This is a genomic window from Deltaproteobacteria bacterium (genome assembly GCA_016709225.1).
Classification (GTDB): domain Bacteria; phylum Myxococcota_A; class Polyangia; order Nannocystales; family Nannocystaceae; genus Xiheibacterium; species Xiheibacterium phototrophicum.
In genome coordinates this window covers 3345012-3371061 of sequence record JADJEE010000001.1, presented here as the reverse complement: position 1 = coordinate 3371061, position 26050 = coordinate 3345012, and the positions used below count along the sequence as shown (strand labels likewise).

Genomic DNA, 26050 nt, shown 5'->3' with positions numbered 1-26050 from the left:
CCTGGTCCATCGTTCGCCCTCGAGGGCCAAAAGCTTCATGCCGCAGAGTCCACGCAAGCAGCCCACCAGCTCGACCACGACCGCTGCGCGTAAAGTGGATCGAGGCGCGAGCGCCAAGTCCACCGGTCGCAACGGCGACGCGGGCAAGTCCGCCGCGGCCGCGCCGAAGAACGGTCGCAGCGCGGCCAAGACGGCGGCCAAGCCCGAGCTGAAGGCGCCCGCGAAGCCGAGCGCCAAGTCGGCCGCGAAGTCGGCCGCCAAGGCGCCCGCGAAGGCCCGCGGCAAGGCCAGCGAGATCGAGGTCGTCGATGACGACGAGCTCGACGTCAACGCCCCCGCCAAGCCGTTCAAGCGCGGCAACGGCCGCCAGCTGGTCATCGTCGAGTCTCCCGCGAAGGCCAAGACCATCAACAAGTACCTGGGCGCCGACTTCGTCGTGCACGCCAGCGTCGGTCACGTGCGCGACCTGCCCGAGAAGGCGCCCAAGGGCGAGAAGCAGCCGGTGCCCGGCGTCGATCTCGAGCACGGCTTCCGGCCCACCTACGTGGTGCTCTCCGGCAAGCAGAAGACCGTCGCCGAGCTCAAGCGCTACGCCAAGGACGCCTCGGAAGTCTGGTTTGCGACGGACCTCGATCGCGAGGGCGAGGCGATTGCCTGGCATCTCGCGCAGGTGCTCGGCATCCAGCCGGCCCGCGCCAAGCGGGTGGTCTTCAACGCCATCACCAAGACCGAGGTGCAGAAGGCGTTCGCGCATCCACGCCCGATCGACGAGGCCAAGGTCAACGCGCAGCAGGCCCGCCGCATCCTCGATCGCATCGTCGGCTACCAGGCCTCGCCGCTGTTGTGGAAGAAGGTCGCGCGGGGGCTCTCGGCCGGTCGCGTGCAATCGGTCGCGGTGCGGCTCATCGTCGAGCGCGAGCGCGAGATCCAGGCCTTCGTGCCCGACGAGCGCTGGGAGGTCAGCGCGCTGGTGAGCAAGGCGGCGGTCGGCGACAAGGGCGACAAGGCCATCGACAAGCTCGCCAAGGGCTGGACCGCGCTGCTCGCCACCCGCGACGAGAAGGGCAAGCCGCCGACGGTCAAGATCAAGAACGGCTGGCTCGGCGAGCACCAGGGCTTCAGCGCCGAGCTGGTCGAGATCGGTGGCAAGAAGTTCGAGCTGGGCTGCCCCGCCGACAAGCCCAAGGATCTGACCGCCGAGGTGAAGAAGGTCGCCGAGGCCGTCGGCCTGGTGCAGGTCGCGGTCGACAGCACCGAGGACCCCAGCGGCAAGGGCCCGGCGAAGTGGCTGCGCACGGTGGCCGGCAAGGTCGCGCCCGGCGTGCGCTACGAGGTCACCGGCATCGAGACCCGCCGCACCAGCACCAAGCCGTCGCCGCCGTTCATCACCTCGTCGCTGCAGATCGCCGCCGCCAACCAGCTCGGCTTCACCGCGCAGCGGACCATGCGGGCCGCGCAGGCGCTGTACGAAGGCGTCGAGATCCCCGGCGAGGGCCAGGTCGGTCTCATCACGTACATGCGCACCGACTCGACCAACCTCGCGCCCGAGGCGGTCGACGAGGCGCGCAAGTTCATCGGCAAGCTCGGGCCCAAGTACCTGCCCGACGAGCCGCAGCGCTACAGCTCCTCCAACAAGGACGCGCAGGAGGCCCACGAGGCCATCCGTCCGACCAGCGTCGAGCGCAAGCCCGAGGACGTCGCGGCCGCGCTCACCACCGATCAGGCGCGGCTGTACGATCTCATCTGGCGGCGCTTCGTCGCGTGCCAGATGGTGCCCGCGCAGTGGGACTCGACCGCGGTCACGATGACGCGCGCCGACAAGAAGACCGGCGCCGTGCTGCGTGCGACCGGCCGCGTGCTCGCGTTCGACGGCTTCTACCGCATCACCGGCGCGCCGCTGGCCTCCGACGAGCAGACCCTGCCGGAGCTGGCCAAGAAGGACACCCTGGGCGCCTTCGCCATCGACGCGCTGCAGAAGTTCGGCAGCCCGCCGCCGCGCTACACCGAAGCCTCGCTGGTCAAGACCATGGAGTCCGAGGGCATCGGTCGCCCGTCGACCTACGCCTCGATCATCAGCGTCATCCAAGACCGCAAGTACGTCGAGCAGGTCGAGCGTCGCTTCCACGCCACCGACCTCGGCGAGGTCGTCACCGACAAGCTCACCGAGGCGTTCCCGGCCCTCATCGACGTCGGTTACACCCGCCAGATGGAGGCCGAGCTCGACAAGATCGAGGACCAGGCCGGCGACTGGGTGAAGATGTTGAAGGACTTCTACGGCCCGTTCTCGCGCGCGCTCGAGGCGGCCCACGAGGACATGACCCACGCCAAGGCGGAGATCCAGCCGGCGTTGTTCAAGTGCCCCAAGTGCGGCTCACGCACGTGCTACCGCTTCGGTCGCAACGGTCGCTTCCTGTCGTGCACGACCTACCCGGAGTGTGACTACTCGGCGCCCATCGACCGCGAAGGCCGGCCGCAGCTGCCCGAGATGGTCGACATCGCGTGCCCCGACGACGGCTCGCAGATGGAGCTGCGAAACGGTCGCTTCGGCCAGTTCCTGGCCTCGGTGAACTATCCCGCCAGCACCTTCGTGCTCAACCTCGACAAGAAGGGCGGCGTGAAATTCCCGTCGATGCCGCCGCTGGTGGTCGACGCGCTCGAGTGCCCGAAGTGCAAGAGCCCGATGAACCTGCGTCGCGGCAAGCGCGGCCCGTGGCTGGGCTGCTCGGCGTTCCCGAAGTGTCGCGGTCGCCTGGCGTGGACCAGCGTCGAGGAGTCGCTGCAGAAGCAGCTCGAGAAGCAGCTCGAGAAGCACGAGAAGCAGCACCCGCCGGTCGTCATCAAGACGCTCTCGGGCAAGCCCATCGCCGAGGGCACGCCGGTGCAGCAGCTGCTGGTGGCCGGACGCGCGATCGAGCTCGAGATCCACCCCGCCGCCGCCAAGGAGCTCGGCGTGACGGTGGCGAAGCGGGCGAAGGCGTAGTAGGTCGGGCGCCTACGGCATCCAGGTCGCGCCGTCGGGCGCGCCCGCGGTCAGCCACGCGACGAGCGTGTCACGATCGTCGGTCGGCATCTTCACGCCGCCGCCGACATCGCAGCCCTCGAACGGCATGAAGTCCATCTCGAGGTAGTCGAGCGCGACCTCGTGGTAGGGCACCGGCATGGTGCCGCCGGTCAGCAGCTGCCAGCCGCCCAGCGTGCTCATGTCGAACATGCCGCTGTAGTCGGCGAGCGCGACGTCGAGGTCGTCGGCGAGGTGACAGCCGCAGTTGTCGGTGAGGATGGTGCCGATGTCCGGCGGGATCTGCATCGCGCCGGTGCCGGCGTTCATCGGGTTCGGTGCGCCCGCCTTCACGTCCTCGAGTCCGCAGCCCTGGGTCGTCATCTCGCCGGTGCAGCCGGCCCCGGTCCAGGTGGTGCAGTCGGGCGCCTCTGCGGTCAGCCAATCGATGAGGGTCGCTGTGTCCTCGGCGCTCATCGCCTGGCAGTGGGGATCGCCGGGCGGCATCGCGATCGGTGGGCCGCCCATCACGCGCGTCAGCGTCACCGCGTGGTACGGCGTGCCGGTGGGGTTGGTGGCCTGGAAGCCCGCCCACGTCGCGATGTCGAGCGGCTGCGTGCCCTCCTTGTAGTCGATGTACGGCGGCGGCGTCGGGTACTCGTTGGTGTAGTGGCAGCCGCAGTTCTCGACGAGGATCGTCGCGATGTCGGGCGGGATCTGCATCGGGTCGGTGCCCGAGACGATCGGATCCGCCGCGCCCGGGTTCAAGTCCTCGAGGCCACAGCCACGCAGGGCGGTGCCGGTATCGCCCGAGCCCGAGCCCATGCCGGTGTCGGCCGAGCCGCCGGTGTCGGCGCTGGCGCAGTCGAACACGCCGCCGCCGATCCACGTGAGGATCGTGTTCACGTCCTCGACCTGCGTGGCGTTCGACGCCGAGAAGCCCGGTGGCATCACGTCGCCGACGATCGCGATCGAAGGGTTGAGCATGATCTTCTGCGCGAGGTAGCTGCCCTCGGTGTTGCCGAGCTCGATGAGCGGCAGCGGGTAGGTCGACGCCTGCTTGCCGATCGAGTCGCCGCTGGCGCCGGGGGCGAGGGACAGCGAGTTGGCGAACGGCGCCGAGCTGTGGCAGCCACCGCCGCTGCAGCTGCGGTCGAATGCCGCCTGCACCTCGGCCGGTACACACGCCGCGGATCCGCCGTCGACTCGCTTGACCTGCTCGCAGGCGGGGACCAGCCCGCCCACCAACGTCACCATCGCCGCGCGTCGTAGGATCGTTTCGGTTCGCATGATCAGGCGCTCTCCTTCGCGGAGGTCTTGGTGCCGGACTTCTTGGTCTTGCGCTTGGCCTTGCCCGCGTCGACGCGCTTGCCGAGCGTGAAGTTGCGGCCGAGGTTGAAGCCGAGGAAGAAGTTGAACTTGTGGAACGGGTTCTTGCTGTCCACGCCGTCGGTCTTGAAGGGGTTGCCGCTCTGGCCGCCCGGCGCCGCGCCGTTGGTGTGGATCTCGCGGTTGTTGGTGAAGAACACCTGGAAGAAGTGCTTGCCGGTGGTGTACGAGCCGCCGAGGCTCCACGCGCCGATCTTGCTGCCGCCGGGATCGGCATCGCCGCCGCGGTAGTAGAAGACGTTGGGCGTGCCGCCGGCGGGGATCGGCACGATCCACTCGAGATCGATGCCCCACTGCTTGCGCTTGCCGAGGTAGACCGAGGTCGCGATGCCGACGTCGAGGGTGTCGCGGGTGTCCTTCACGAGCACTGGGCCGTTGCCGTCCTTGAAGTCGACGGTGGGACGGCCGTTGTGATCGGTGCGCAGGTGGTAGCCGAGCGTCAGCATCGTCACCCAGCGCTGGAACCATAGCCGCGAGAGCATGGCCATGAAGTTGCCGGTCCACGGGTTCGCGACGCCGAAGTCGCGATAGAAGTCGACCGAGGCGTACATGCCGAACGACAGTGGCATGCCGGCCTCCTGCCGCACGGGCACGTACTTGGTGCCGAGCTCCCAGCCCTTGCGCGAGTTGGTGCGGCGCAGACGGACGTCCCAGCCGTCGAGGATGCCGTACTGCAGGCCCATGCTCATCACCACGCCGGCGTCGAGGCCGAACGCGCCGCGCTCGGTGCCGATGCGGCCGAAGCGGTGATCGATGCGGTACTGCAGGGTGCGCTTGCCGAGCGTCGTGGTGGTCGGCAACACGGTCTGCTCGGTGCCATGGAACGGCTTGGGGCTGCGCTTGGGCGGCTCGCCACCACCACCACCGCCACCACCACCGCCACCACCATCGTCGCCGCCGCCGGCCGCACCACCACCGGTGGCGTCCTTGGGCAGTGAAGCGATCCATTTGCGGATGGTCTCGACCTGTTCCTTGCTGAGCGGGTCCATGCCCTCGGGCATGATGGCGCCCTTCATCGCCGGCGAGGCGATGATCTTGTCGATCAAGTAGCTGCCGTCGGGGTCGCCGGGCGCGACCATCAGCTTGTCGACCACCACCGACTTGGTGCCGATGAGCCGCGTGGGCGAGCCGCTCAGATCGATGCCGGCGGGGTCGCTGGGGTCGCCGCCCGACGAGTGGCACATCGTGCAGGCGTCGTCGAAGATGGCCGCCACAGCGGCCTCCAGTGCTGGATCTCCGGCTGCAGTGGCGCCCTCGGCGGGGGCGAGCGTTGACATGAGGGTGAACGCGAGCGGGACCGCAAACACCATGGGCGCACGCAGCATACGTCAGATGCCGTCGAACGGATACGCTGGCCGAGCAGCGAATGGATCGAGGATCGTCGGCGGCTGGACACGGGCCACCGCGTTGGCGTTACACTCGCGCGCGATGCGATCGATTTTCTGTAACGTTTCGCAGGCCATTCCGGGCCGCCCCGACGTCACTTCGAAGGTCCCGACGCCGCGACGCCGCGCGAGCGCAGCGATCGCGCTTGCGCTGGTGCTGTCGGCCTGCGGGGGCAACGACGGCAAGCCGGTGCCCGCCGTGACCAAGCCGATCGCGAAGGCCGACGATGCAGGCAAGGCCGCCGAGGATGCGGGCAAGGTCGCCGCCGACGGCAAAGCCGCGGACGATGCCGGCAAGGCCGCGGACGATGCCGGCAAGGCGGTCGACGACGGCAAGGCCGCCGCACAGACGGGCGCGGCCGCCGACGACGGCAAGGGCGACACCGACGGCAAGGGCGATACCGACGGCAAGGGCGATACCGACGGCAAGGGTGACACCGATGGCAAGGGTGACACCGACGGCAAGGCCGAAGGTGGCGCGGCGGCAGTCGATCCGGCGGCGCTCGAGGCCGAGATCAAGAACAAGAAGACCAAGGACGACCGCGCCCTCGCTGCGCTGGCAGAGCTCGAGGCTGCGGGCAAGAGCGCCAAGGACGTCGCCAAGGCCGCCAACGCCCGCGGCGACAAGCTCTTCGAGCACCCCGAGCGCGCCAAGGTGTTCTACGAGTGGGCCGCGGCGAAGGATCCCAAGTACCCCGATCCGTTGTTCAACCTCGCCAAGCAGAGCGTGACCACCGGAGAGATCGATACGACCCGCGACCTGCTCCGGCAGGTGAAGGAGCGCGGCGGCAAGAAGCTGCTCGCGCAGATCGAGTTCGATCCGATGTGGGAGATCATCAAGGATGATCCCGAGGTCAAGAAGTTGCTCGGGAGCAAGTAGCGCCGATGACCGTCGGCGTGCTGTTCGTGTGCCACGCGAACCTCTGTCGTTCGCCGCTGGCCGAAGGCATCTTCGCCCACCACGTGCGCGCGCGTGGACTGGCCGATCGCTTCGTGATCGACTCCGCAGGCTGCTGGGCGGCCGACGGCGCATCGCCCCATCCCCACTCGGTCGAGGTCGCCGCGCGACACGGCATCGATCTGCCGGCGCTGGTCGGCCGCTCGCGCGGGGTCGTGCCCGACGACCTCCATCGCTTCGATCACGTGCTCGCGATGGATCGCGCCAACCTCGACGACCTGCAGCGTCTGCAGCGGCTGTCGGCGTTCGGCCCGGTGCAGGGCGGCAAGGCGCGCGTGCGACTGCTGCGGCACGTGGTCGATCCCAAGGCCCAGGGGTCCGACGCCGACGTGCCCGATCCGGTGAGGCGCGGCATCGAGGCCTACGAGCACGTGTTCGCGATCCTCGAGCGCGCGTGCGTGGGCTTGCTCGACGAGCTGCCGACGCCGTAGTCGATCGCGATCACGCGGCGCGGGCGTGTGGTCGCCGCGCGAGCCAGGCCTCGCAGGCCCGCAGCCACTGGTGCGGATCGGCGGCGCGACCGACCCAGCGGCGCAGGGCCAGGTTGGGCTCCGCGGTCGGTACCAGCTCGGTGATGGCCTGCTCGAGCGCGTCGGGGGCGACGACCGGCGGCGGCGTGCCGGCGAGCTTGGTCCAGGCCGCGCGCTCGTCGTCGTCGAGCTGCGCGACCGTGGGTACGCCCTGGGCCATCGCCTCGAGCGCGGTGCGCCCGATGCCGGCGCCGGCGAGCACGAGGTGCGCGCGTCGGCGTCGCTGCGCGACCGCAGCGTGGCCCCGCGCGGTCATGATCTCGACGCGTACGCCCGGGGCGACGGCGGCGACCTGCTCGGCGCGATCGATCCAGCCCTCGAGCAGCGGTTGCTCCCGCAGCGGCGTGGTGCTGCTCGCGTACACGATGCGCTCGTTGCGACGCAGTCGCAGCCGCGTGCCGGCGGCCAGCGGCAGCAGCGGCGCGCGCCACCACGGCACGAACGGCGCCAAGAAGCGGGCCCCGGCGGCGGCGAGCGTCGTGCAGGGTGGACGCGTGGTCGCGAGTGACCAGCCCTCGCGCCCAACCGCGCGTGCGATCGCGTGGGCCCGCAGCGGAGTGGGAGCGTGGTCGCACTGCACGAGCACGCCGGTGCGACCGTCGCGGGCGCGCGCGGCGAGCATGCCGTCGAACAGACCCAGCTCGTCCGGCAGCACGTCGACGAACACCAACAGGTCGGCGGTGCGCACCAGGTGCCCGAGCTCCTGGCCGCCGTCGAAGACCTCGGCGATGTCATGCGGCCACGCCAGCGCGGGGTCGTCGGCCAGCGTCACGACCCGCGCGTCGGCCAGCCCGAGCGTGCGAAGGGCGTGCGCGAGCGTTGTCCAGGAACCTGCGCGGTCTCGATCCGCGAACACGACCAGACGGGGCACGAAGGTCTCCTAACGCGCGGCTTGGGCGCGGCCACGCAAGGCCCCGCGCGAGCGTTCGAAACATCGCTCCGATCCGGGGCACCCCGCGCGCGCGCGACGTGGGATCAGGCGACCAGCAGGCCGGCATAGCCGACCACGCGCGCGAGATCGCCGCTCACGCTGCCGCTGTGATCGTAGCGGACCAGCCTCGCCGTCTGCGCCCCGGCGGCGAGGGCCGCGTGCAGCCCCACGCAGGTCGGCACGTAGCCGCACATCGAGATGTGCTCGCGCTGCACGGTGCGATGCAGACCGTCGGGATCGAGCGCGAGCACGTGCGCGAGCGCGTGCCCATCGAGGGTCGCGGCCTCCTGCGCGGTGACGTAATGGGACATGTCCGTGCTCGCGACCAGCAGCACACCGTCGCCGGCGCGTGCGAGCACGCCCGCGATCGCGCGGCCCAGGGCGGCACACGCGGCGGCCGACATGCCCGCGAGCACGATCGGCACGATGCGCGCGGCGGGGTTGCGCGCGCGCAGCAGCGGCAGGTGCACCTCGATCGCGTGCTCGCGCAGGTGCGCCTGCGCGTCGAGCTGCAGCGGCGCGACCGCGGACAACGCCGCGCGCAGCTCCTCGTCGATCGCGATCGCGCCCCCCGGGAGCAGCCACGGACCGCCCGACCACAGCGACGCCGACACGCCGGCACCGGTGTGGTTCGGCGCCAGCAGGATCACGCGGTCGGGCACCGAGGTGGCGGCCCAGGTCGCGCCCGCGATCGCGCCGCTGTACATCCACCCCGCGTGCGGTCCGACCAGCAGGCGCGCCCGCGCGGGCGCGTCGTCGTGCGGCATCAGCTGCGCGAGTGCGGCGCTCAGCTGCTCCGGCCGATCGGGATAGAAGCGCCCGGCGACCGCGGGCGGCCGGGCGCGATCGTGCTCGTGCGCGTGCCTACCCATGGTGCCAGCCGTGTGTGCCGCGCGGCGTCATCCCCCGGAACCAGCTTCCCACGTGCGCGCCGCGACCGGCAAGGCGGCCCCTGGTCGCGGCGGCGAAGGCGGGCCTTGCATCGCGCGACCTGGGTTGCTTGGATACGCCCCGTCCGATGCCCCTGCGACGCTTCCTCCGCTATGTCGCGCCCAATCTCGTCACCGCGATGGGCATGGCCTTCGGGTTGTCGTCGCTGGTCGCCAGCTACGAGCACCGGCTGGTCGACGCCGCGTGGCTCATCATCTGGGCCGTGCTCGCCGACCGGCTCGACGGCCTGGTCGCGCGCTCGCTGCGGGCGACCAGCGACTTCGGCGTGCAGATGGACTCGTTCGCCGATGCGACCAACTTCGGCGTCGCGCCGGCGTTCCTGGTGTTCGTCACGCTCGAGCACGCACCGGCGATCGGCTTCGCCAGTGGGAGCGGGCGCATGGTCCTGCTCGGCGCGTGCGGTCTGTGGGCGCTCGCCAACGTGTTCCGGCTGGCCAAGTTCAACGTCGTGGCCGAGGCCCCGAGCACCGGGCTCAAGGTCTTCTTCGGCGTGCCGACCACGCTCGCGGCCGGCGTGCTCATCATCTGGTACCTGGTGCTCGCCAAGTACGCACCGGCCGAGGGGCCGCTGACCTTCGCCGATCCCGGGGGCGGGCCGCGCCTGCTCGGCGCGCTGACGATCCCATCGTCGGTGTGGAGCTACGTGCCGGCCGCGATGATCGCGGGCGCGTTCCTCATGGCCTCGAACCTGCCGATCCCGAAGCTGCAGGGCACGCCCAACCGCGTGGTGCTCGTCGTCATGCTGGCGCTGGTCGGCAGCGGCTACGTCTGCGGCATGCTGCGCACGCTGCCGGAGTACATGGCCGTGCTGCCGAGCAGCTGGCTGGTGGTCTCGTTGGTGTGGGGGCAGATGTCGAACCGGGCGCGCAGCCTCGCGCCGCCGCCCGTGTTGCCCGACCCTGGGCCGCTACGTCAGCGTCGCTGAGCGACGTAGCGGACCATCGCCGGCGCCAGCATCAGCGGCACCAGCAGCGCACCCGCGGCGAGGATCGCCACGGTGTGGCCGTAGACGATCGGCCCGCCCGTGGGCGTGAGCAGCAGGTAGCCGACCGGCGGCGCGCCGAGCCAGCCGAGCGCATGGACGAGCGCGATCGTACCGGCACCACCCAGCGCGAGCACGCCCCAGGTGCGCCCACGCAGCAGGCCGTAGAGCCCCGCCGCACCGGCGACCAGCGCCGTCACCTGGAACGCGTCGGGTCGGGGCGCGAGTGCGTAGAGGATGAGGAACGGCAGCGTGCTGCCGGCCGAGAGCGTCGCGCGGCGCATCAACGCCAGCGACTCCTCCTGGAAATTCCAGCGCTCGGCGGTGGCTTCGGAGTGCTCGTAGCGCGCGGCCATGCCCTCGCCGAGCAGGAACACCGCGATCGCGAGGTGGGTGAAGCCGAAGAACGCGATCATCGGCTCGAGCCCGACCTTGAACAGCACCAGCAGCAGCAACGAGCCGAAGTTGCCGATGCCCATCGCGAACCAGCGGCCCCAGAACCACTCGGCGCCCAGCGCGATGAAGGCCAGGCCGTAGCACAGTGCCAGGCCCAGGTAGGCCGGGAACATGTCGTCCGGGCCCAGCCACGCCGTCATGGCGAACTGGGTGACGTAGAACCCGAGCAGGAGCAGCGCAATCGCACGACGCAATCCGACCATGAAGCCTCGGATCGAAGCCTACGCTGCCATCCCTGGCCGCGCAAACCCCATTGCGGACGCCCTGCGAGCGAGCGCGGAGGGTCGGCGCGCGTCGATGCGAGGGGCCGCCCGCGCACGCGCGAGCGCGATTGGGACGGATGGCCCGCGGGCGCGGTGGGCGTGGGTGAAAGCCGCAGCCGTGCGACCCCGTTGCTGCGGCGTCGAGACCAGGGACGCGGGCGCGAGCGCCGACGGCGGAAGCCAAGCGGCGCGCGCGGCTGGCGTCCCGAGATGGATCCGTGCCGATCACCGCGATCGGGTCGGTCCGCGTGGTACGAATCGAGCTGCGAACGGACTGCCCACGATCATGTCGACGCCATCGCATCCCGGAGCCCCATCGCGTCCTCGTCGACGTCGTGCAGGCATGTCGCCGCTCGCGCTCGCGCTCGCGGTGGCGACGACGGGCTGCCTCACCAGCGGGGGTCCGACCACGGTGCCGAGCACATCGCGCGGCGGCGTCACGTTCATCGGGCCGCGCTGCGCTGACGTGCGCTCGTGCCTGGTCGGGCAGGTCACCGCGGCCGAGACCGCCGCGCCGCTGTCGCGCGCCGCGGTCTTCCTCGAGCGCGAGGACGACAGCGGCCACCGCATCCTGACGCTGACCGATGACCAGGGTGTGTTCACCGTGGTCGACGCGCCCTCGGGTCGCTATCGCCTGGCGATTTACAAGGATGCGCGCCGACTCGAAGCACGCGGTCTGAGGCTGGGCGATCCCGGCACCACGCTGGTGCCCGTGCGCTTGCCGGCCGGCTGAACGACGCGCGCGCATCGTTGCGCACGCGGGGCTATGGTGGGCCCCGCATGAAGAAGGTTCGCCGCAAAGACGCGCTCGACTACCACACGGCCGGGCGGCCCGGGAAGATCCAGGTGGTCGCGACCAAGCCGTTGACCAGCCAGCGCGATCTCTCGCTCGCGTACTCGCCCGGTGTCGCCGAGCCATGCCTCGCGATCGCCGAGGATCCCTCGCTCGCGCACCGCTACACCGCGCGCGGCAACCTCGTCGCGGTCATCACCAACGGCACCGCGGTGTTGGGCCTGGGCAACATCGGTCCGCTGGCCGCCAAGCCGGTGATGGAGGGCAAGGGCGTGCTCTTCAAGAAGTTCGCCGACATCGACGTGTTCGACCTCGAGCTCGACGCCAGCGATCCCGATCGCTTCGTCGAGTGCGTGGCCGCGCTCGAGCCGACCTTCGGCGGCATCAACCTCGAGGACATCAAGGCGCCCGAGTCCTTCTACATCGAGGAGAAGCTGCGCGCGCGCATGAAGATCCCGGTGTTCCACGACGACCAGCACGGCACCGCGATCATCTCGGGCGCCGCGCTGATCAACGCTGCGCTGCTGCAGGGCAAGGCGCTCGGCGAGCTGCGCGTGGTCGTCAGTGGCGCGGGGGCCTCGGCGATCGCGTGTGCGCGCTTCTTCGTGGCGCTGGGCGTCGACCACGGCAAGATCCTCATGGCCGACTCCCGTGGCGTGCTGCACGACGGCCGCGACGACCTGACACCGGTCAAGCGGGAGTTCGCGCAGCGGACCACCGCGCGCAAGTTGGCCGACGCGCTGGTCGGCGCCGATGTGTTCCTGGGGCTGTCCAAGGGCGGCGTGGTCACGCCCGAGATGATCGAGCCGATGGCGCCGCGGCCCATCATCTTCGCGCTCGCCAACCCGGATCCCGAGATCGGCTACGACGAGGCCAAGCTGGCCCGGCCCGACGCGATCGTGGCGACCGGACGCAGCGACTACGACAACCAGGTCAACAACGTGCTGGGCTTCCCGTTCGTGTTCCGCGGCGCGCTCGACGTGCGCGCGACCACCATCAGCGAGCCGATGAAGATCGCGGCCGCGCAGGCGCTCGCCGACCTCGCGCGTCGCGACGTGCCGCAAGAGGTCTCGCGGGCCTACGGCACCGAGTTCCACTTCGGCCCCAGCTACATCATCCCCAAGCCGTTCGATCCGCGGGTCCTGTACTGGGTGGCGCCGGCGGTCGCGCGCGCCGCGGTCGAGTCGGGTGCTGCGACCGGGCCGTTCGACGAGCGCGCCTATGTCGAGCACCTGCGCGGGCTGCTCGGCCACTCGACCGCGGTGCTGCGCAAGTTCGTGCGGCGGGCCGCGACCGACCCGCGGCGGGTCGTGTTCCCCGAGGCCGACGACCCGCGCATCCTCGAGGCCTGCTCGATCCTGCTCGACGAGAAGGTCGCCAGGCCGGTGCTGCTCGGCTCGCGCGAGCTCATCGAGGGCGTGGTGCGCAGCCGCGAGATCGACATCGATCTGGGTCGCTGCGAAATCGTCGATCCGGCCACCGACCCGGCGCTGGCCGACTATGCGACCTCGCTGTACGAGATGCGTCAACGCAAGGGCATGGGGCGCCGCGCCGCCATGAAGCTGCTGCGCGATCGCAACTACTTCGGCCTCATGATGGTCAAGCACGGCCGCGCCGACGCGGTCGTCACCGGATTGCTGGCGCCGTACGCCGAGACCATCCGTCCGATGCTGCAGATCATCGGGCTCGCGCCCGGCATCCGTCGCGCCGCCGGTATGTACCTGATGCTGCACCGACAGCGCGGAATCCTCTGCTTCGGCGACACCACCGTGAACCTGCACAGCGACGCCGAGACGCTCGCCGACGTCGCGGAGCTGGTCGCCGACGCCGCGAGCACCTTCGAGCTCGAGCCGCGGGTCGCGATGCTGTCGATGTCGAACTTCGGCTCCGTGCGTCACGCCGAGGCCGGCAAGGTCGCCCGCGCGGTCGAGCTGCTGCGCAGCCGCCGGCCGGATCTGGAGGTCGAGGGCGAGCTGCAGGGCAACCTCGCCGTCGACTACGCGCTGCAGCAGCGTACGTTCCCGTTCTCGCGCATGTCGGGACCGGCCAACGTGCTGGTGTTCCCCAACCTCGACGCCGGCAACGTCGCATACAAGCTGGTGCGCGAACTGGGCGGGGTGACCACGGTGGGGCCGGTGCTGCTGGGCATGGCGCGCGCGGTCACGGTGCTCGAGCGCGACTGCGAGGTCGACAACATCGTGCTGATGACGGCGCTCACCGTGGTCGAGGCACAGGAGCTCGATCGACGCCGCATCGCGGCGGAGTGAGGCGATGACGGACGCCAAGGGCCTGCTGCGCTACGCCTGGCTGTCGGTCGCGGCCGCGATCACCACCATCGGGCTCAAGGCCGCCGCGTGGTGGTGGACCGGCTCGGTCGGGCTGTTGTCCGACGCACTCGAGTCGGGGGTCAACCTGGTCGCCGCGCTGGTGGCCCTGCAGGCGGTGCGGCTGTCGCAGTCGCCCGCCGACGCCCGCCACGAGTACGGCCACGAGAAGATCGAGTACTTCTCGAGCGGTCTCGAGGGCGGTCTGGTGCTGGCGGCAGCGCTCGCGATCGTGGTCGCGGCCGTCGAGCGCCTGATCCACCCCGCGCCGGTCGAGGGGCTCGGACTCGGCCTGGTGATCTCGGCCATCGCGGCCGCGGTCAACCTCGCGGTCGCGCGGGTGTTGCTGCGGGTCGGTCGCACGCGGGGATCGATCGCGCTCGAGGCCGACGGTCACCACCTCATGAGCGATGTGTGGACCTCGCTCGGCGTGATCGGTGGGGTCGGGCTGGTGGCGGTCACCGGCATCGAGCGGCTCGATCCGGTGGTGGCGATCGCGGTCGCCCTCGCGATCGCGCGCATGGGCGTGCGGCTGGTCTCCCACGCGATCTCGGGCCTGCTCGACGTCGCGGTGGCGCCGCAGGAGCGCGCGGCACTGGTGGCGGTGCTCGATCGCTTCGCCCGCAGTCACGGCGCGCAGTGGCACGCCCTGCGCACGCGCCAGGCCGCAGCCAGGCGCTTCGTGTCGGTGCACGTGCTGGTGCCCGGGGCGTGGACGGTGCAGCAGGGACACGACCTGTGCGAGGCCATCGAGGTCGAGCTGGCGGCGGTGCGGCCCCCGACCACCGTCTTCACCCACCTCGAGCCGCTCGAGGATCCGGCGTCCTTTGCCGATCAAGCGCTCGATCGCTTGCCACCCGAGCCCTGACGGGTTGCTACCATCGGGCGGCGATGATCGAACGCGTGGTGCTGATCAAGCTCAAGCCCGAGTTCGCGAGCGATGAGCAACGGGCGGCGATTGCCGAGACGACCGCGGCCACGCTGCCGCAGGCCGAGGGCGTGCGGGCGCTCCGCATCGGCACGCCCGCCGACGCGCGCACGCGACGCGACTGGGATCTGTGCCTGCAGGTCGTGCTCGACGACGTCGACGCGGTCGAGCGCTACCGCGTCGATCGGGTACATCGCGCCTATGCCGACGAGTTCCTGAAGCCGCTGATGGCGAAGATCCACGTCTTCAACTTCGAGCGCTTCGAGGCGGTCGCAGTGTCGTAGCGCGCCACGACGAACACCCGCGCGCTCGACGGAGCGAGCACGCGGGTGTCGGCGAGCGTGCGGGCGACTACGAGGCCTTCTCTTCGTACTCGGCGTCGATGACGTCGTCGTCGGCGGGGCGTGCCTCACCGGCTTGGTCCGCGCCGGGCTCGGCGTAGGCGGCGGCCGAGACCTGGTGCGCGACCTCGGTCAGCTTGCGGCGCGCCTCGATCAACGCCTCGGCGTCGTCGCTCGCGAGCGCGTCGCGGGCCTGCTGCAGCGCCGCGTCGAGCTGGGCCCGCAGCGGCGGCGCGATGCGGGCGGCCTGACCGGCCGCGAGCTTCTCGGCCTGCAGCATCAGGGCCTCGAGCGCGTTGCGATCCTCGGCCAGCTTGCGCCGGCGCTCGTCCTGGGCCTCGTGCTGTCGCGCCTCGTCGATCATCCGCTTGACGTCGGCGTCCGACAGCGCGCCGCTGGCCTTGATCTCGACCTGCTGCTTGCGGCCGGTGGCCTTGTCGATGGCCGACACGTGCACGATGCCGTTGGCGTCGATGTCGAACACCACCTCGATCTGCGGCGTGCCGCGCGGCGCGGGGGCGATGCCCTCGAGGCCGAACTTGGCCAGCGTGCGGTTGTCACCCGACATCTTGCGCTCGCCCTGCAGCACGTGGACCTCGACGCTCGGCTGATCGTCGGCCGCGGTCGTGAAGACCTCCGACTTGCGGGTCGGAATCGTCGTGTTGCGGGGGATGAGCACCGTCATGACGCCGCCCTTGGTCTCGATGCCGAGCGACAGCGGCGTGACGTCGACCAGGACCATGTCGCTGACCTCGCCGGTCAGCACCCCGGCCTGCACCGCGGCGCCCAGGCCGACCACCTCGTCGGGATTGACGCCCTTGCTGGGCGCCTTGCCGAACAGCGCCTCGACCTTGCGCTGCACCAGCGGCACGCGGGTCGAGCCACCGACCAGCAACACCTCGTCGATGTCGGCGAAGCTCTTGCCGGCGTCGGCCAGCGCGCGCTTGCAGGGCGCCATGCTGCGCTCGACCAGCTCCTCGATGAGGGACTCGAACTTCGCGCGCGAGAGCTTGATCTGCAGGTGCTTGGGTCCGGTCGCGTCGGCGGTGAGGAACGGCAGGTTGATCTCGGTCTCGGCCTGCTGCGACAGCTCGATCTTGGCCTTCTCGGCGGCGTCCTTCAGCCGCTGCAGCACCAGTCGGTCCTTGCCGACGTCGATGCCGGTGTCCTTCTTGAACTCGGCCAGCAACCACTCCATCACCCGCTGGTCGAAGTCGTCGCCGCCCAGGTGAGTGTCGCCGCCGGTCGAGAGCACCTCGACCACGTCGGCCGCGACCTCGAGCACGCTGATGTCGAAGGTGCCACCGCCGAGGTCGTAGACCGCGATCAGCCGCTCGCCCTTGTCGGACTTATTGCTGCCGTGGGCGTACGCGAGCGCGGCCGCGGTCGGCTCGTTGACGATGCGCAGCACTTCGAGCCCGGCGATCTTGCCGGCGTCCTTGGTGGCCTGGCGCTGGGCGTCGTTGAAGTACGCCGGCACCGTGATGACCGCCTTGGTGACAGCCTCGCCGAGGTGGTCCTCGGCGGCCTTCTTGAGCTTGCCGAGCACACGCGCGCTGATCTCGGCCGGCGACCATGCACGATCGCGCAGCACGAACTCGACGCCGCCGCCCTTGGCCTCGCGGACCTGGAACGGCACGCGCTTGGCCTCGTCGGTGACCTCCGCGAAGCGGCGGCCCATGAAGCGCTTGGCCGAGAACACGGTGTTCTCGGGGTTGGTGATGGCCTGGCGCCGGGCTTGCTGCCCGACCAAGGCGTTGCCGCCGGACTCGATCGCGACCACGCTGGGCGTGGTGCGACCGCCTTCCTCGTTGGCGATCACGCGGGGTTCGCCGTCGTCCATCACGCAGACGACGGAGTTGGTGGTACCGAGATCGATGCCGATGACTTTGGACATGCTCCGACTCCTCACGGGTTGGGGCCCATGTTCGAAACGAGTTGATGCGGGACCGTCCGCGGCGGCGTTGGAGCATCCAAGCGCGCGTTCGGGTCGACCGGCAACCTAAGCCGGTGCCTCGGGCTGTCAACCTGCTGCTACGGCGCGAGCATCGGTGGCAGCGCGGCGAGGGCCGCGACGATGCGGTGGTGTTGCGCGTGCAGCTCGGGCGGCGATGCGTGCCCGCGCTGGCTGTGCCGGAGCGCGCGCTCGCACGCGCGCAGTTGCTGCGCGAGCCAACGGGCATACGTGGGCGTCGGCGCACGGCGCAGCAACGGCCCGAGCCACAGGTCGTCGTCGTCCCAGCTCACCGGCGGTCGCGCTGGCGCCGGGGCCACGGCGCAGACCAGCACGGCGCGGCCATGCTCGAACACGATCGACTCGTGGCGCAGCGTCAGCGGCTGCGCGGCGATCCAGCGACGCAGATGCGACCACTGCGTGCGCGGCTGCAGCACGATGCACGCGAGCTCCGGCCAGCGATCTCGGGCACGCTCGAGGATCTCCACGATCGTGCTCGCCCCCAGGCCCGCGAGCACGACGCTGTCGACCTCTTGCGGTGCGATCGGGTCGAGACCGTCGCCCTCGCGCAGCTCCACGCGGGCGTCGGCGGTCACGCCGGCGGCGGCCCGCAGCGCGGCGCCCGAACGGTCGATGCCGATCGCGTGGGTGACCCCGCGGCCGCGTACCAGCAGCGTCAGCAGCTGGCCGTGGTCGGTGCCGACGTCGGCCACGCGGGAACCGCTGGGGACGGCCGCCGCGAGGGCTTGCAGGCGGGTCGGCATCGGAGCGCCCGGCAGTCTGCCAGACTCGGGCGGACGGGCGCGCATGGGTGAGGCAGATGCGGACGCGGGGGTGCTCCCGACGATCGCGGCGGCGGCGGTGAACGCGGTCGCCGACGACACCGAGGACGACCGCGTCGAGGGGGTCTTGACGGCGCTCGGGCGCGCCGCGGCGCAGGCACGCCTGTTCGACCACGAGCAAGCCGTGCTCCTGGGGCGCTACGTCGCGCTGCGGCACCTCGGATCGGGCGGGATGGGTGACGTCTTCGTCGCCTACGATCCGCAGCTCGATCGCAAGCTCGCGCTGAAGCTGCTGCGTCCGACCTCGGCGACCGACGATGCCGCCAGCGCGCGACTGCTGCGCGAGGCGCAGGCGATGGCGCGGCTGTCCCATCCCAATGTGATCGCGGTGCACGACGTCGGCACCCACGGCGGCCGCGTGTTCGTGGCGATGGAGCTGGTCGACGGCGTGACGCTGCGCGAGTGGTCGGCCACACCGCACCCGGTGCGCGAGATCGTCGACGTGGTGCTGGCGACGGCACGCGGGGTCGCGGCCGCCCACGCCGCCGGCGTGGTGCATCGCGATCTCAAGCCCGACAACATCATGGTCGACACCGAGGCGCGCGTGCGGGTCATGGACTTCGGGCTCGCCCGCGAGCTCGATGGCGGCGCGGCCGACGTGCGGAGCAACGACGAGGTGTTCCGGGTCGCGGCACAGCCCGAGGTCGACGCGCTCGCGTTGCCGCTCACGCAGCACGGCGTGGTGGTCGGCACGCCCGCGTACATGTCGCCCGAGCAGCTGCGCGGGCTGCCGCTCGACGCCCGCAGCGATCAGTTCAGCCTCTGCGTGGTCGCGTGGGAGGCGTTGTTCGGCGCGCGGCCGTTCCGGGGCCGCACGGTGCGAGAGCTGTTGGCGGCCATGGCCGCGCGCACGCCGGGCGGCGGGGGCGGGCGCTCCGACGTGCCGCGATGGCTGTTGGCGGCGCTCGAGCGCGGGCTCGCGCCGGTGCCAGAGGAGCGCTTCGAGTCGATGGACGCGTTCATCGATGCGATCGCGCGGGGCCAGGCCCGCGCACGCACCCGTCGGCTCGGCGGCGCCGCGGTCGTACTCGGCGTGCTCGGGCTCGGCGCGCTCGGGGCCAACGAGCTGTCGCGCGCGCGCGGGCGGGCGGGCTGCGTCGAAGAGGGCGCAGGCCTGGCCGAGGTGTGGAACGACGACGCGCGCGAGCGGCTGTCGACGGCGTTGCGCGCGACCGGGGCCGCCGCGGCCGAGGACACGATCGTGCGGGCGGTGCCGTGGCTCGATCGCTTCGAGTTGGCATGGCGCGAGGCTCGGGTCGAGGCCTGCACGCGCGGCGAGGTCGACGGCGTGTGGACCACCGAGACGCTGGCGCGCTCTCGACAGTGTCTCGACGAGCGCAAGGCCGAGGTCGTTGCGCTGCTCGATGCGTTCGAGCACGCCGACACTGCGATGCTGTCGCGGGTGGTGCAGTCGGTCGCGGGGTTGTCGGGGCTCGAGGACTGCACCGATCCCGATCGCCTCGCGCGGCGCGGTCCGGAGCCCGCCGACGAGGGGGCCCACGCGGACCGGCTCGAGTTGGTTCGCGCCGAGGGGCTCGGCCAGGCCGGTCGCCACGCCGATGCGCGCGCGGCCGCGGCTGCGGTGGCCGAGCGCGCGGCAGCGAGCGGCGACGAGATCTTGGCGGCCCGCGCGAACGTGGTGGCGGGGCGCCACGCGGAGAAGGCCGGCGATGCGAAGGCCTCTGCGGTGCTGCTGCGCGACGCCTTCGAGCGCGCGGGTCGGCTCGGACAGGACAGCGTGGCCGCCGACGCCGCGACGGCGCTGGTCTTCACCATGGGCGACGCGCTGCGTGAGACCGACGCGGGGCTGGCGTGGGGCGCGACTGCGGCGATGCTGCTCACGCGCACCCACGAGGAGGACGAACTCCGCGGTGCCGTGCTCTCGGGCCAGCTCGGCAACGTGCACTGGCGGGCGGCGCAGTACGACGAGGGCGTCGCCGCCCACGAGCGCGCGCTGGCGATCAAGCGCCGGGTCTTGGGCGACGAGCACCCTTCGATCGCAGTCACGCTCTTCAACCTCGCCAACGTCGAGGACGAGCGCGGCGATCACGAGCGTGCCTGGAACCGCATGCTCGAGGCACTCGCGATGTTCGAGCGCGAGCTGGGGCCGATGCATCCGGCGGTGGGCAACTGCGCCAACAACCTCGGCAGCATGGCCAACGTACGCGGGGATCTGTCCGAGGCGGTGGGCTGGTACGAGCGCGCGCTGGCGATCAAGGAGGCGAGCGCCGGGCCCGAGTCGCCGCAGCTGGCGTCGAGCCTCGGCAACCTCGGCAACGTGGAGCTGCAACGCGGCCGGACCGAGCGCGCGCTCGAGCTGCACCGCCGCGCGTTGGACATCAAGCGCGCGCGGTTCGGCGAGGAGCACCTCGAGGTCGCTGAGTCGATCGCCAACGTCGCCAAGGTCGAGCGCACCCGCGGCAACCTGCTGGAGGCGCTGCGCCTGCAACGGCGCGCACTCGAGATCCGCGAGCGAGAGGTTCCCGCCGATCACCCCGACGTGATCGACTCGTTGCTGGCGCTGGCGCTGGTGCACGTGGCGCTCGGCGAAGACGCGCAGGCGCAGGCGCTGTACGAGCGCGCCAGCGAGGCCTCGCTGCGGCGGCTGGGGCCCGACGATCCCAACCTCGCCGCGGCCGTGCACGGGCTCGGCAACATCGCGCTACGGCAGCGGCGCTTCGCCGATGCAGTGCCGCTGCTCGAGCAGTCGCTGTCGATCCGCGAGCGGGCCGGCGTCGATCCGATCACGCTGGCGACCGCACGGGAGTCGCTCGCGCAGGCGCTCGACGGCGTCGGTGGCGATCGCACCCGTGCGCGCGCGCTGATGGACACCGCCCGCAGGGACTACGCCGCTGCGGTGGATCCGGAGCTGCAGGCCCGCGCCTCCCGGGCCGCCGCGTGGTTGGCCGCCCACCCGCCGTGAGCACTCACCAGGGGTAGAAGCCCTGGCCGCTCTTCTTGCCCAGCTTGCCCTCGGCGACCAACCGTCGCAGCAATGCCGGCGGCTCGAAGTGCTTGCCGTCGGGCAGCGCGGTGCTGAGGTACTCGGCGATCGCGAGCCGTACGTCGAGGCCGACCAGATCGGTGAGCCGCAGCGGGCCCATGGGGAAGCCGTAGCCGAGGGTCATGGCCTTGTCGATGTCCTCGGCGCTGCCGACCCCTTGCTCGACCATGCGGATCGCCTCGAGCCCGATCACGAGCCCCAGGCGGCTGGTGGCGAAGCCCGGCGAGTCCTTGATCGTGATGCACTCCTTGCCGAGTGCGGTGCCCCACGCCCGCACGCGCGCCACCACCTCGGGCGCGGTCGTGTCGGCGACCACGATCTCGAGCAGCTTCATGATGTGCACGGGGTTGAAGAAGTGGGTGCCCAGCACGCGCTCGGGGCGCGGTAGGGCGGCGGCGATCTTCGCGATCGACAGCGAGCTGGTGTTGCTGCCGAGGATCGCGTCGGGCTTGGCCGCTGCGGCCGCCCGGGCGAGCACGTCGTGCTTGAGCGCGAGGACCTCGGGAACGGCTTCGATCACCAGGTCGGCGCCGGCGGCCGCGGCCGCGAGGTCGCTGGTGCCCCGGAGCTGGGCCAGCGTCTGGTCGCGGCGGGCCGCGTCGAGCTTGCCCTTGTCGACCCCGGTTTGCAGGTTGCTGCGGATCTTCGCGAGGCCGGCCTCGACGCGGGCATCGTCGACGTCGAACAAGCGGGTCTCGCAGCCGGCCGCGGCGGCGACCTGGGCGATGCCGTGGCCCATGGTGCCGGCCCCGAGTACCGCGACGATCTGGAGCGCGTGCGCATCGGTCATGGCGTCGTTATGCCACGACGGGGCGCCGCGCAGCGCACGTGCGCGACGGGCTCGCCGAGCGTCGCGCTGGTGGCGGTGCCGGTTGGGTCGAGAGCGGCCGCGGTCGGGCCGCGCTCGCGACCGACGGCCCTTCTGGGGCAGGTCCCACGCCGACGCCCTTCGCCCCGACACGCGCGCGGCCCTTCCCACGCGGGCGTGGTTGGACATACCCTCGAACAGACGCGCACGCACTCGGCTCGAGGACTCCATCGACGTGAAAGGCCGCGGGGACATCCCCATCATCATCTGCTGTTCCGAGGACGACGAACCCGCCCTCGCGAAGGTGTTGGATGAGCTGCGCCGCGAGGGCATGTCGCCGGAGCTGGTGCCGGGCGTGGAGTTCGATGCGGCCCTGCTCGCGAGTGCACTCGACGTCGCGGCCGCCGAGACGTTGTTCGTGCTGTGCACGTCGAGCTCGCTGGACAAGGCCGCGGTTCGAAAGCTCACCGGGTTGTTCTCCGCGCGCCGAGGGCCGGCGCAGCGCATCATCTCGACTGCGTTCACACCGTCGCGTCCGCTCGCGGTGCTGCCGGCGATCCGCGGCGCGCTCAAGGAGATGCGCCTGACGGATCACGACGCCAACGATCCCGACGCGCCCAACACCCACCTGCGCGACGTCGTCGAGGCGCTCACACCCGCTGCGCTCGCCCCCGCCGATCCCGAGCAGCTCGCGCGCGAGCTCTCGCGTGGGCTGACCGAGGCCGCGGCGTTGCTCGATCGCTCACGGCCCGCGCCACGGCGCGGCACCCCGACCGGGCTCGGTGCCGCGTCGCCGACGAGCGGCGTTGGTGCACCGCAGGTCATCGCCGAAGACCCGGTGGTGTTGCCCAGTCGCGAGCCCCCGCGCAGCGTCGCCGGCTCCATGCCGGTGCGAGCCGAGGAGGACACCGCCGAGCTGCCGCCCCAGCCGCCGCGTCGCTCGCTCGAGTCGACGCTCTCGCAGGTGCCATCGGCGGGCGCCGACGAGCTCGTCACCGACTTCACGCCGAGCCGGCAGATCCCACGCGCCGCGGCGCGCTCGATGCATGCCGCGACCTACGACGAGCCGCGCGGCAACCGTTGGCTGCTGCTGTTCGCAGGGCTCGGCATCGCGGGCATCGTCGCGCTCGCGGTGCTGCAGCTGTTCCAGCCGGGGGCCGACCCGGGGCCTCGCAGCGCCGGCGCGCGACCCGATGGCGCCGCCGGTGATCCGAGCGCCGCCGTCGTGGCGCCGCCTGTCACCGGTGGCGCGCCGGTCGAGGCGAGGGTCGACGACGGTGGCGCACCCACGCCGACGCCGACCGCCGACGCGAAGCTCGAGCCCGATGCGAAGGCCGTGGTGCCGGACGCGAAGGTCGAGCCCACGCCGACGCCGGCCACCGACGACGCCGGCGGGACCGACGACGCCGCCGGCACCCCGCCGGTCGACATCCCGCCGGGGCCCGAGGCCGTGAGTCGTCGTGACCTCGAGCAGGCGGCACTCCAGCTCGCCGTCAGCGAGGGCCGCGTCGAGCGACTCGGCAACCTCTGGGTCGCCCGCGGCGGCGAGGACGAGGTCACCTGGGACGAGGCGCATCGCCGCTGCCAGAGCAAGCGGATCAACGGCGTCACCGGCTTCCGACTGCCCGGCGTGCACGAGCTGCGCAAGATCCGGGCGGCGCGACTGCTCGCGCGCGCGTCGTACTGGGCGCGCAACCGTGCGGCCGTCCCCGACGAGGCGGTGGCCTACGACGGCGGCGCCGGCACGACTGCGCTCTACCTCAAGCTCGAGCCCAACGCGCGCGGACTCTGCGTCCGCACGCTGTGATCGCTCACCACAGCTGCACGAGCTTGGCGTCGCGATAGTAGTGCCCGAGGATCGCCTCGCACGACTTGCCCGCGGCGGCCATGCCCATCGCGCCGTGCTGGCACAGGCCCACGCCGTGGCCGTGGCCGCCGCCGGTCAGCACGATGCGTCCGTGGTCGCGCTCCGACTCGACCACGAACAGCGAGCTGCGCAGGCCACCGAGCGCCTTGCGGATGCGCAGCTCGCCGTGGAGATCGATCTCGCCGTGCTCACCGATCACGCGCAGCACCATCGCGCGACCGCTGCGGCCGCGGCTGCGGACCTGCAGCTCGCGCACGGTGCCGAGCGCGGCGTCGATGCCGGGGTTGCCGGCCAGGCTGCTGGGGTCGAGGGTCTCGCGCCAGCGGTAGGCCGTGCGGCTGATCTCGGGCTCCGGCACGCTGTAGCTGCGCGGCGAGCCGCGCAGGAACGCCGCGATGTTGTCGTCGGTGATGCCCTTGGCGAACTTCTTCTCGAGCAGGAGGTCGGGCTGACCGCGCAGCTGGGGATCGGCCGCGCTCGGCCACACGAGATCGTTGTCCTCGCTGTGGCCGCCGCAGTTGGCCGAGTAGACCGTGTCGACGAGCTGGGTCTCGCCCGGGCGCAGGGCGACCTTACCGGCGGTCTCGCGCACCGCCTTGGTGGTGCGCTCGTGCTCGCGGATGCGCCCGGCGTAGACCTGGCAGTGCTGCTCGGAGCACAGCAGGAACGGGTCGTCGAGGTGACGCGTGCCGATCTTCGCGAGTAGCTGGCCGCGAGCTGCGACCGCCTGGGCCTGCAGCGCGGCCATCGGCGACGACGCGAAGATCTCCGCCGGCACCAGCCCCGCGAGCAGCTCCGACTCGCCGACCAGGTTCACGACCGCGAGCTTGCCGTGGCGATCGACGGCAACGTAGATGCTGCCCCAGTACTCGCGCGACTCGTGCTTGATCGCGCCGCCGCGGGCGCTGTCGATCGGCACGTCGTGCACGGTGATGGGCCCACCGTCCTTGGCTGCGAACCACAGCACGCCTTCGGCGCTCACGCGCAGGCCGTGGGCGGCGTCGCGGGCGAGCAGCGCACCGCTGGCGTGGCGACCGACGATGGGATGCAGCTTGGCGAGTGCACCGTGGCGCTGACGCAGCACCTCGGCGCGTCGGCGTGCCTCGTCCTCGCTCGAGTGGCTCTCGCTCACCAGTAGCACGCGGCGGTTGTCGAGCACGCGACCCGACACGCCGAACACGGTGCCGACCTCGTGGTCGGAGACCTCGAACCCCTGCTTGCGCCACCGCGTCGCGACCTCGTCGACGCCACGCATCGCCGGCCCCGCGAGCTCCTCGAGCACGATCGCGAAGCGCTGCTTGGCCGCCTGCCCCTGCACGAGCGACAGCTCGAAGCTGGTGCCGCCCTCGATGGTGGTGCCGCCGGCGCCCGACGGTAGCACCAGCAGGCCGCCGGCCGCGGACAGTCGCACGCGGTCGACGTTGCTGACGAGGCCGACGGTGATCTGTGGCTGGCCGCGGTCGTCGAAGTGGAACTGGTTGCTGTAGAGCAGCTTGAGGCGATCGGCGAGGCTGAGGTCCGAGGCGGCCGAGCGGCCGCTCCACGCCAGCGTCGTGCAAGTCGCGACCGCACCGGCGGTCAGGCCCTGCAGCCACGCCCGGCGGCCGATCGAGGAACCGTCGTGGGGCATGGCCGCGACTATGGGTTGCCCGCCGTTGGGGGGCGAGTTTCTGGCCAATCGTGCGCGGCGCGGCGGAGCCGCGGTCGACGTCACGCCGGCGGCTGCAGCTTCTGGGGCCGCACCGGGCCGCGCACGGTCGGCCGCGGGGGATGGCGCGTGATGTACCAGAGGTTCTGCAGGTTCACGACGAAGTGCGCGGCCGTGGCGGCCCCGAGGTTGCCGGTCAGCAGCGTGAGTTCGGCGAACAGCAGCCCCGCGACCAGCGAGCTCGCGGTCCACGGCCACAGCTGCCACCGCGGCGGGATGTGCAGCAGCGCGAACACCAACGAGCTCGGCACCAGGCCCCAGGCGTCGAGCATCGCGCCGCGGAACAGCAGCTCCTCGGCGAGCGCACTGGTGGCCGCCAACAGGATCAGCTCGCCGGTGCCGGGGCGCCCGAAGATCGAGCGGAACTCGGCGTGCAGCGCCGGCAGCCACGCGAAGTGGTGCTCGAGCGCGCGGAACACCTGCACGACCGCGAGCCCGACCCCCACGCCGACCATCGGCGTCCACGCCAACGTCGCGAGCCCCTGGGAGGGATCCAAGCGCCAGACATCGTTGCTGTCCTGCGCGGTCGCGTGCCAGAAGAAGCCGACCAGGCCGACCGCGCCGTAGAACCCCACCACGATGCGTGCCCGTGCTGGCGAGTCCTGTGGCGAGCTTGGAGCGCGCGTGGACAAGGTCGT

At 71.5% G+C, this 26050-nt stretch carries 20 protein-coding genes; 10 read left to right on the top strand and 10 right to left on the bottom strand.

Going from position 1 to position 26050, the window contains the following annotated elements:
- The first annotated feature begins 37 nt into the window (after positions 1-37).
- Entirely contained in the window at positions 38-2980 is a 2943-nt protein-coding gene (topA, locus tag IPH07_13805; GenBank protein ID MBK6918466.1) for a type I DNA topoisomerase, read from the top strand.
- A gap of 12 nt (positions 2981-2992) precedes the next feature.
- Here the strand turns inward: topA and IPH07_13800 are convergent, their stop codons facing one another.
- Both IPH07_13800 and IPH07_13795 read right to left on the bottom strand, forming a co-directional pair.
- Entirely contained in the window at positions 2993-4288 is a 1296-nt protein-coding gene (locus tag IPH07_13800; GenBank protein MBK6918465.1) for a hypothetical protein, read from the bottom strand.
- A gap of 2 nt (positions 4289-4290) precedes the next feature.
- Positions 4291-5697, bottom strand: a complete 1407-nt coding sequence (locus tag IPH07_13795) for a hypothetical protein (GenBank protein MBK6918464.1) — start codon at positions 5695-5697, stop codon at positions 4291-4293.
- 118 nt (positions 5698-5815) lie between these two features.
- Between IPH07_13795 and IPH07_13790 the strand changes: the two genes are divergently transcribed.
- Complete coding sequence (locus tag IPH07_13790) at positions 5816-6652, top strand: hypothetical protein (GenBank protein ID MBK6918463.1); 837 nt, start codon at positions 5816-5818, stop codon at positions 6650-6652.
- 5 nt (positions 6653-6657) lie between these two features.
- Complete coding sequence (locus tag IPH07_13785) at positions 6658-7161, top strand: low molecular weight phosphotyrosine protein phosphatase (protein MBK6918462.1); 504 nt, start codon at positions 6658-6660, stop codon at positions 7159-7161.
- A 10-nt stretch (positions 7162-7171) separates the two neighbouring features.
- Here IPH07_13785 and IPH07_13780 read toward each other — a convergent pair whose 3' ends face one another.
- Complete coding sequence (locus IPH07_13780) at positions 7172-8131, bottom strand: hypothetical protein (protein MBK6918461.1); 960 nt, start codon at positions 8129-8131, stop codon at positions 7172-7174.
- A 104-nt stretch (positions 8132-8235) separates the two neighbouring features.
- Positions 8236-9063, bottom strand: coding sequence for an AmmeMemoRadiSam system protein B (gene amrB / locus IPH07_13775; protein ID MBK6918460.1), 828 nt, complete (start codon positions 9061-9063; stop codon positions 8236-8238).
- Between the two features lie 146 nt (positions 9064-9209).
- Here amrB and IPH07_13770 point away from each other — a divergent pair, with 146 nt between their 5' ends.
- On the top strand, positions 9210-10067 hold the full coding sequence (locus IPH07_13770) for a CDP-alcohol phosphatidyltransferase family protein (GenBank protein ID MBK6918459.1): 858 nt from the start codon (positions 9210-9212) through the stop codon (positions 10065-10067).
- Here IPH07_13770 and IPH07_13765 read toward each other — a convergent pair.
- Positions 10055-10783 (bottom strand): hypothetical protein, encoded by a 729-nt coding sequence (locus IPH07_13765; protein MBK6918458.1) that lies wholly within the window; start codon positions 10781-10783, stop codon positions 10055-10057. The two genes, IPH07_13770 and IPH07_13765, sit on opposite strands and share 13 nt — an antisense overlap.
- Positions 10784-11186: 403 nt before the next feature.
- Between IPH07_13765 and IPH07_13760 the strand changes: the two genes are divergently transcribed.
- The 4 genes from IPH07_13760 to IPH07_13745 are packed head-to-tail and all read left to right on the top strand — an operon-like array spanning position 11187 to position 15172.
- The gene (locus IPH07_13760) at positions 11187-11576 is read left to right on the top strand and encodes a carboxypeptidase regulatory-like domain-containing protein (protein ID MBK6918457.1); all 390 of its coding nucleotides are present in this window, start codon (positions 11187-11189) and stop codon (positions 11574-11576) included.
- A 47-nt stretch (positions 11577-11623) separates the two neighbouring features.
- Positions 11624-13903: an NADP-dependent malic enzyme gene (locus IPH07_13755; GenBank protein MBK6918456.1), complete on the top strand. Its 2280-nt coding sequence runs from the start codon at positions 11624-11626 to the stop codon at positions 13901-13903.
- A gap of 4 nt (positions 13904-13907) precedes the next feature.
- Positions 13908-14828 carry a cation transporter gene (locus IPH07_13750; protein MBK6918455.1) on the top strand — a complete coding sequence of 307 codons (921 nt, stop codon included), beginning with the start codon at positions 13908-13910 and terminating at the stop codon, positions 14826-14828.
- A gap of 23 nt (positions 14829-14851) precedes the next feature.
- Positions 14852-15172 carry a Dabb family protein gene (locus IPH07_13745; protein MBK6918454.1) on the top strand — a complete coding sequence of 107 codons (321 nt, stop codon included), beginning with the start codon at positions 14852-14854 and terminating at the stop codon, positions 15170-15172.
- A 67-nt stretch (positions 15173-15239) separates the two neighbouring features.
- On the opposite strand, the gene dnaK is transcribed toward IPH07_13745, so the two are convergent.
- Together dnaK and IPH07_13735 are read right to left on the bottom strand one after the other, a co-directional pair.
- The gene (gene dnaK, locus IPH07_13740; GenBank protein MBK6918453.1) at positions 15240-17126 is read right to left on the bottom strand and encodes a molecular chaperone DnaK; all 1887 of its coding nucleotides are present in this window, start codon (positions 17124-17126) and stop codon (positions 15240-15242) included.
- Between the two features lie 137 nt (positions 17127-17263).
- Positions 17264-17947 (bottom strand): SAM-dependent methyltransferase, encoded by a 684-nt coding sequence (locus IPH07_13735; GenBank protein MBK6918452.1) that lies wholly within the window; start codon positions 17945-17947, stop codon positions 17264-17266.
- A gap of 70 nt (positions 17948-18017) precedes the next feature.
- On the opposite strand from IPH07_13735, the gene IPH07_13730 reads away from it, so the two are divergent.
- A complete protein-coding gene (locus IPH07_13730) occupies positions 18018-20948 on the top strand; it encodes a serine/threonine protein kinase (protein MBK6918451.1) in 2931 nt (976 codons plus the stop codon).
- A 4-nt stretch (positions 20949-20952) separates the two neighbouring features.
- On the opposite strand, the gene IPH07_13725 is transcribed toward IPH07_13730, so the two are convergent.
- Positions 20953-21819 (bottom strand): 3-hydroxyacyl-CoA dehydrogenase family protein, encoded by an 867-nt coding sequence (locus tag IPH07_13725; GenBank protein ID MBK6918450.1) that lies wholly within the window; start codon positions 21817-21819, stop codon positions 20953-20955.
- A gap of 253 nt (positions 21820-22072) precedes the next feature.
- On the opposite strand from IPH07_13725, the gene IPH07_13720 reads away from it, so the two are divergent.
- Positions 22073-23644 (top strand): hypothetical protein, encoded by a 1572-nt coding sequence (locus tag IPH07_13720; GenBank protein ID MBK6918449.1) that lies wholly within the window; start codon positions 22073-22075, stop codon positions 23642-23644.
- A 4-nt stretch (positions 23645-23648) separates the two neighbouring features.
- Here the strand turns inward: IPH07_13720 and IPH07_13715 are convergent, their stop codons facing one another.
- Together IPH07_13715 and IPH07_13710 are read right to left on the bottom strand one after the other, a co-directional pair.
- A complete protein-coding gene (locus IPH07_13715) occupies positions 23649-25334 on the bottom strand; it encodes a SpoIID/LytB domain-containing protein (protein ID MBK6918448.1) in 1686 nt (561 codons plus the stop codon).
- Between the two features lie 80 nt (positions 25335-25414).
- Positions 25415-26044: a CPBP family intramembrane metalloprotease gene (locus IPH07_13710; protein ID MBK6918447.1), complete on the bottom strand. Its 630-nt coding sequence runs from the start codon at positions 26042-26044 to the stop codon at positions 25415-25417.
- Between the last annotated feature and the right edge of the window lie 6 nt (positions 26045-26050).

What these genes read in the sequence shown, in the direction of transcription:
- IPH07_13785 (MBK6918462.1), top strand. Translation starts at nt 6,658, where the DNA reads ATGACCGTCGGCGTGCTGTTCGTGTGCCACGCGAACCTCTGTCGTTCG.
- IPH07_13755 (MBK6918456.1), top strand. Translation starts at nt 11,624, where the DNA reads ATGAAGAAGGTTCGCCGCAAAGACGCGCTCGACTACCACACGGCCGGG.
- IPH07_13715 (MBK6918448.1), bottom strand. Translation starts at nt 25,334, where the DNA reads ATGCCCCACGACGGTTCCTCGATCGGCCGCCGGGCGTGGCTGCAGGGC.
- IPH07_13745 (MBK6918454.1), top strand. Translation starts at nt 14,852, where the DNA reads ATGATCGAACGCGTGGTGCTGATCAAGCTCAAGCCCGAGTTCGCGAGC.
- IPH07_13800 (MBK6918465.1), bottom strand. Translation starts at nt 4,288, where the DNA reads ATGCGAACCGAAACGATCCTACGACGCGCGGCGATGGTGACGTTGGTG.
- IPH07_13770 (MBK6918459.1), top strand. Translation starts at nt 9,210, where the DNA reads ATGCCCCTGCGACGCTTCCTCCGCTATGTCGCGCCCAATCTCGTCACC.
- IPH07_13725 (MBK6918450.1), bottom strand. Translation starts at nt 21,819, where the DNA reads ATGACCGATGCGCACGCGCTCCAGATCGTCGCGGTACTCGGGGCCGGC.
- IPH07_13760 (MBK6918457.1), top strand. Translation starts at nt 11,187, where the DNA reads ATGTCGCCGCTCGCGCTCGCGCTCGCGGTGGCGACGACGGGCTGCCTC.
- IPH07_13765 (MBK6918458.1), bottom strand. Translation starts at nt 10,783, where the DNA reads ATGGTCGGATTGCGTCGTGCGATTGCGCTGCTCCTGCTCGGGTTCTAC.
- topA (MBK6918466.1), top strand. Translation starts at nt 38, where the DNA reads ATGCCGCAGAGTCCACGCAAGCAGCCCACCAGCTCGACCACGACCGCT.
- IPH07_13735 (MBK6918452.1), bottom strand. Translation starts at nt 17,947, where the DNA reads ATGCCGACCCGCCTGCAAGCCCTCGCGGCGGCCGTCCCCAGCGGTTCC.
- IPH07_13750 (MBK6918455.1), top strand. Translation starts at nt 13,908, where the DNA reads ATGACGGACGCCAAGGGCCTGCTGCGCTACGCCTGGCTGTCGGTCGCG.
- amrB (MBK6918460.1), bottom strand. Translation starts at nt 9,063, where the DNA reads ATGGGTAGGCACGCGCACGAGCACGATCGCGCCCGGCCGCCCGCGGTC.
- IPH07_13795 (MBK6918464.1), bottom strand. Translation starts at nt 5,697, where the DNA reads ATGGTGTTTGCGGTCCCGCTCGCGTTCACCCTCATGTCAACGCTCGCC.
- dnaK (MBK6918453.1), bottom strand. Translation starts at nt 17,126, where the DNA reads ATGTCCAAAGTCATCGGCATCGATCTCGGTACCACCAACTCCGTCGTC.
- IPH07_13790 (MBK6918463.1), top strand. Translation starts at nt 5,816, where the DNA reads ATGCGATCGATTTTCTGTAACGTTTCGCAGGCCATTCCGGGCCGCCCC.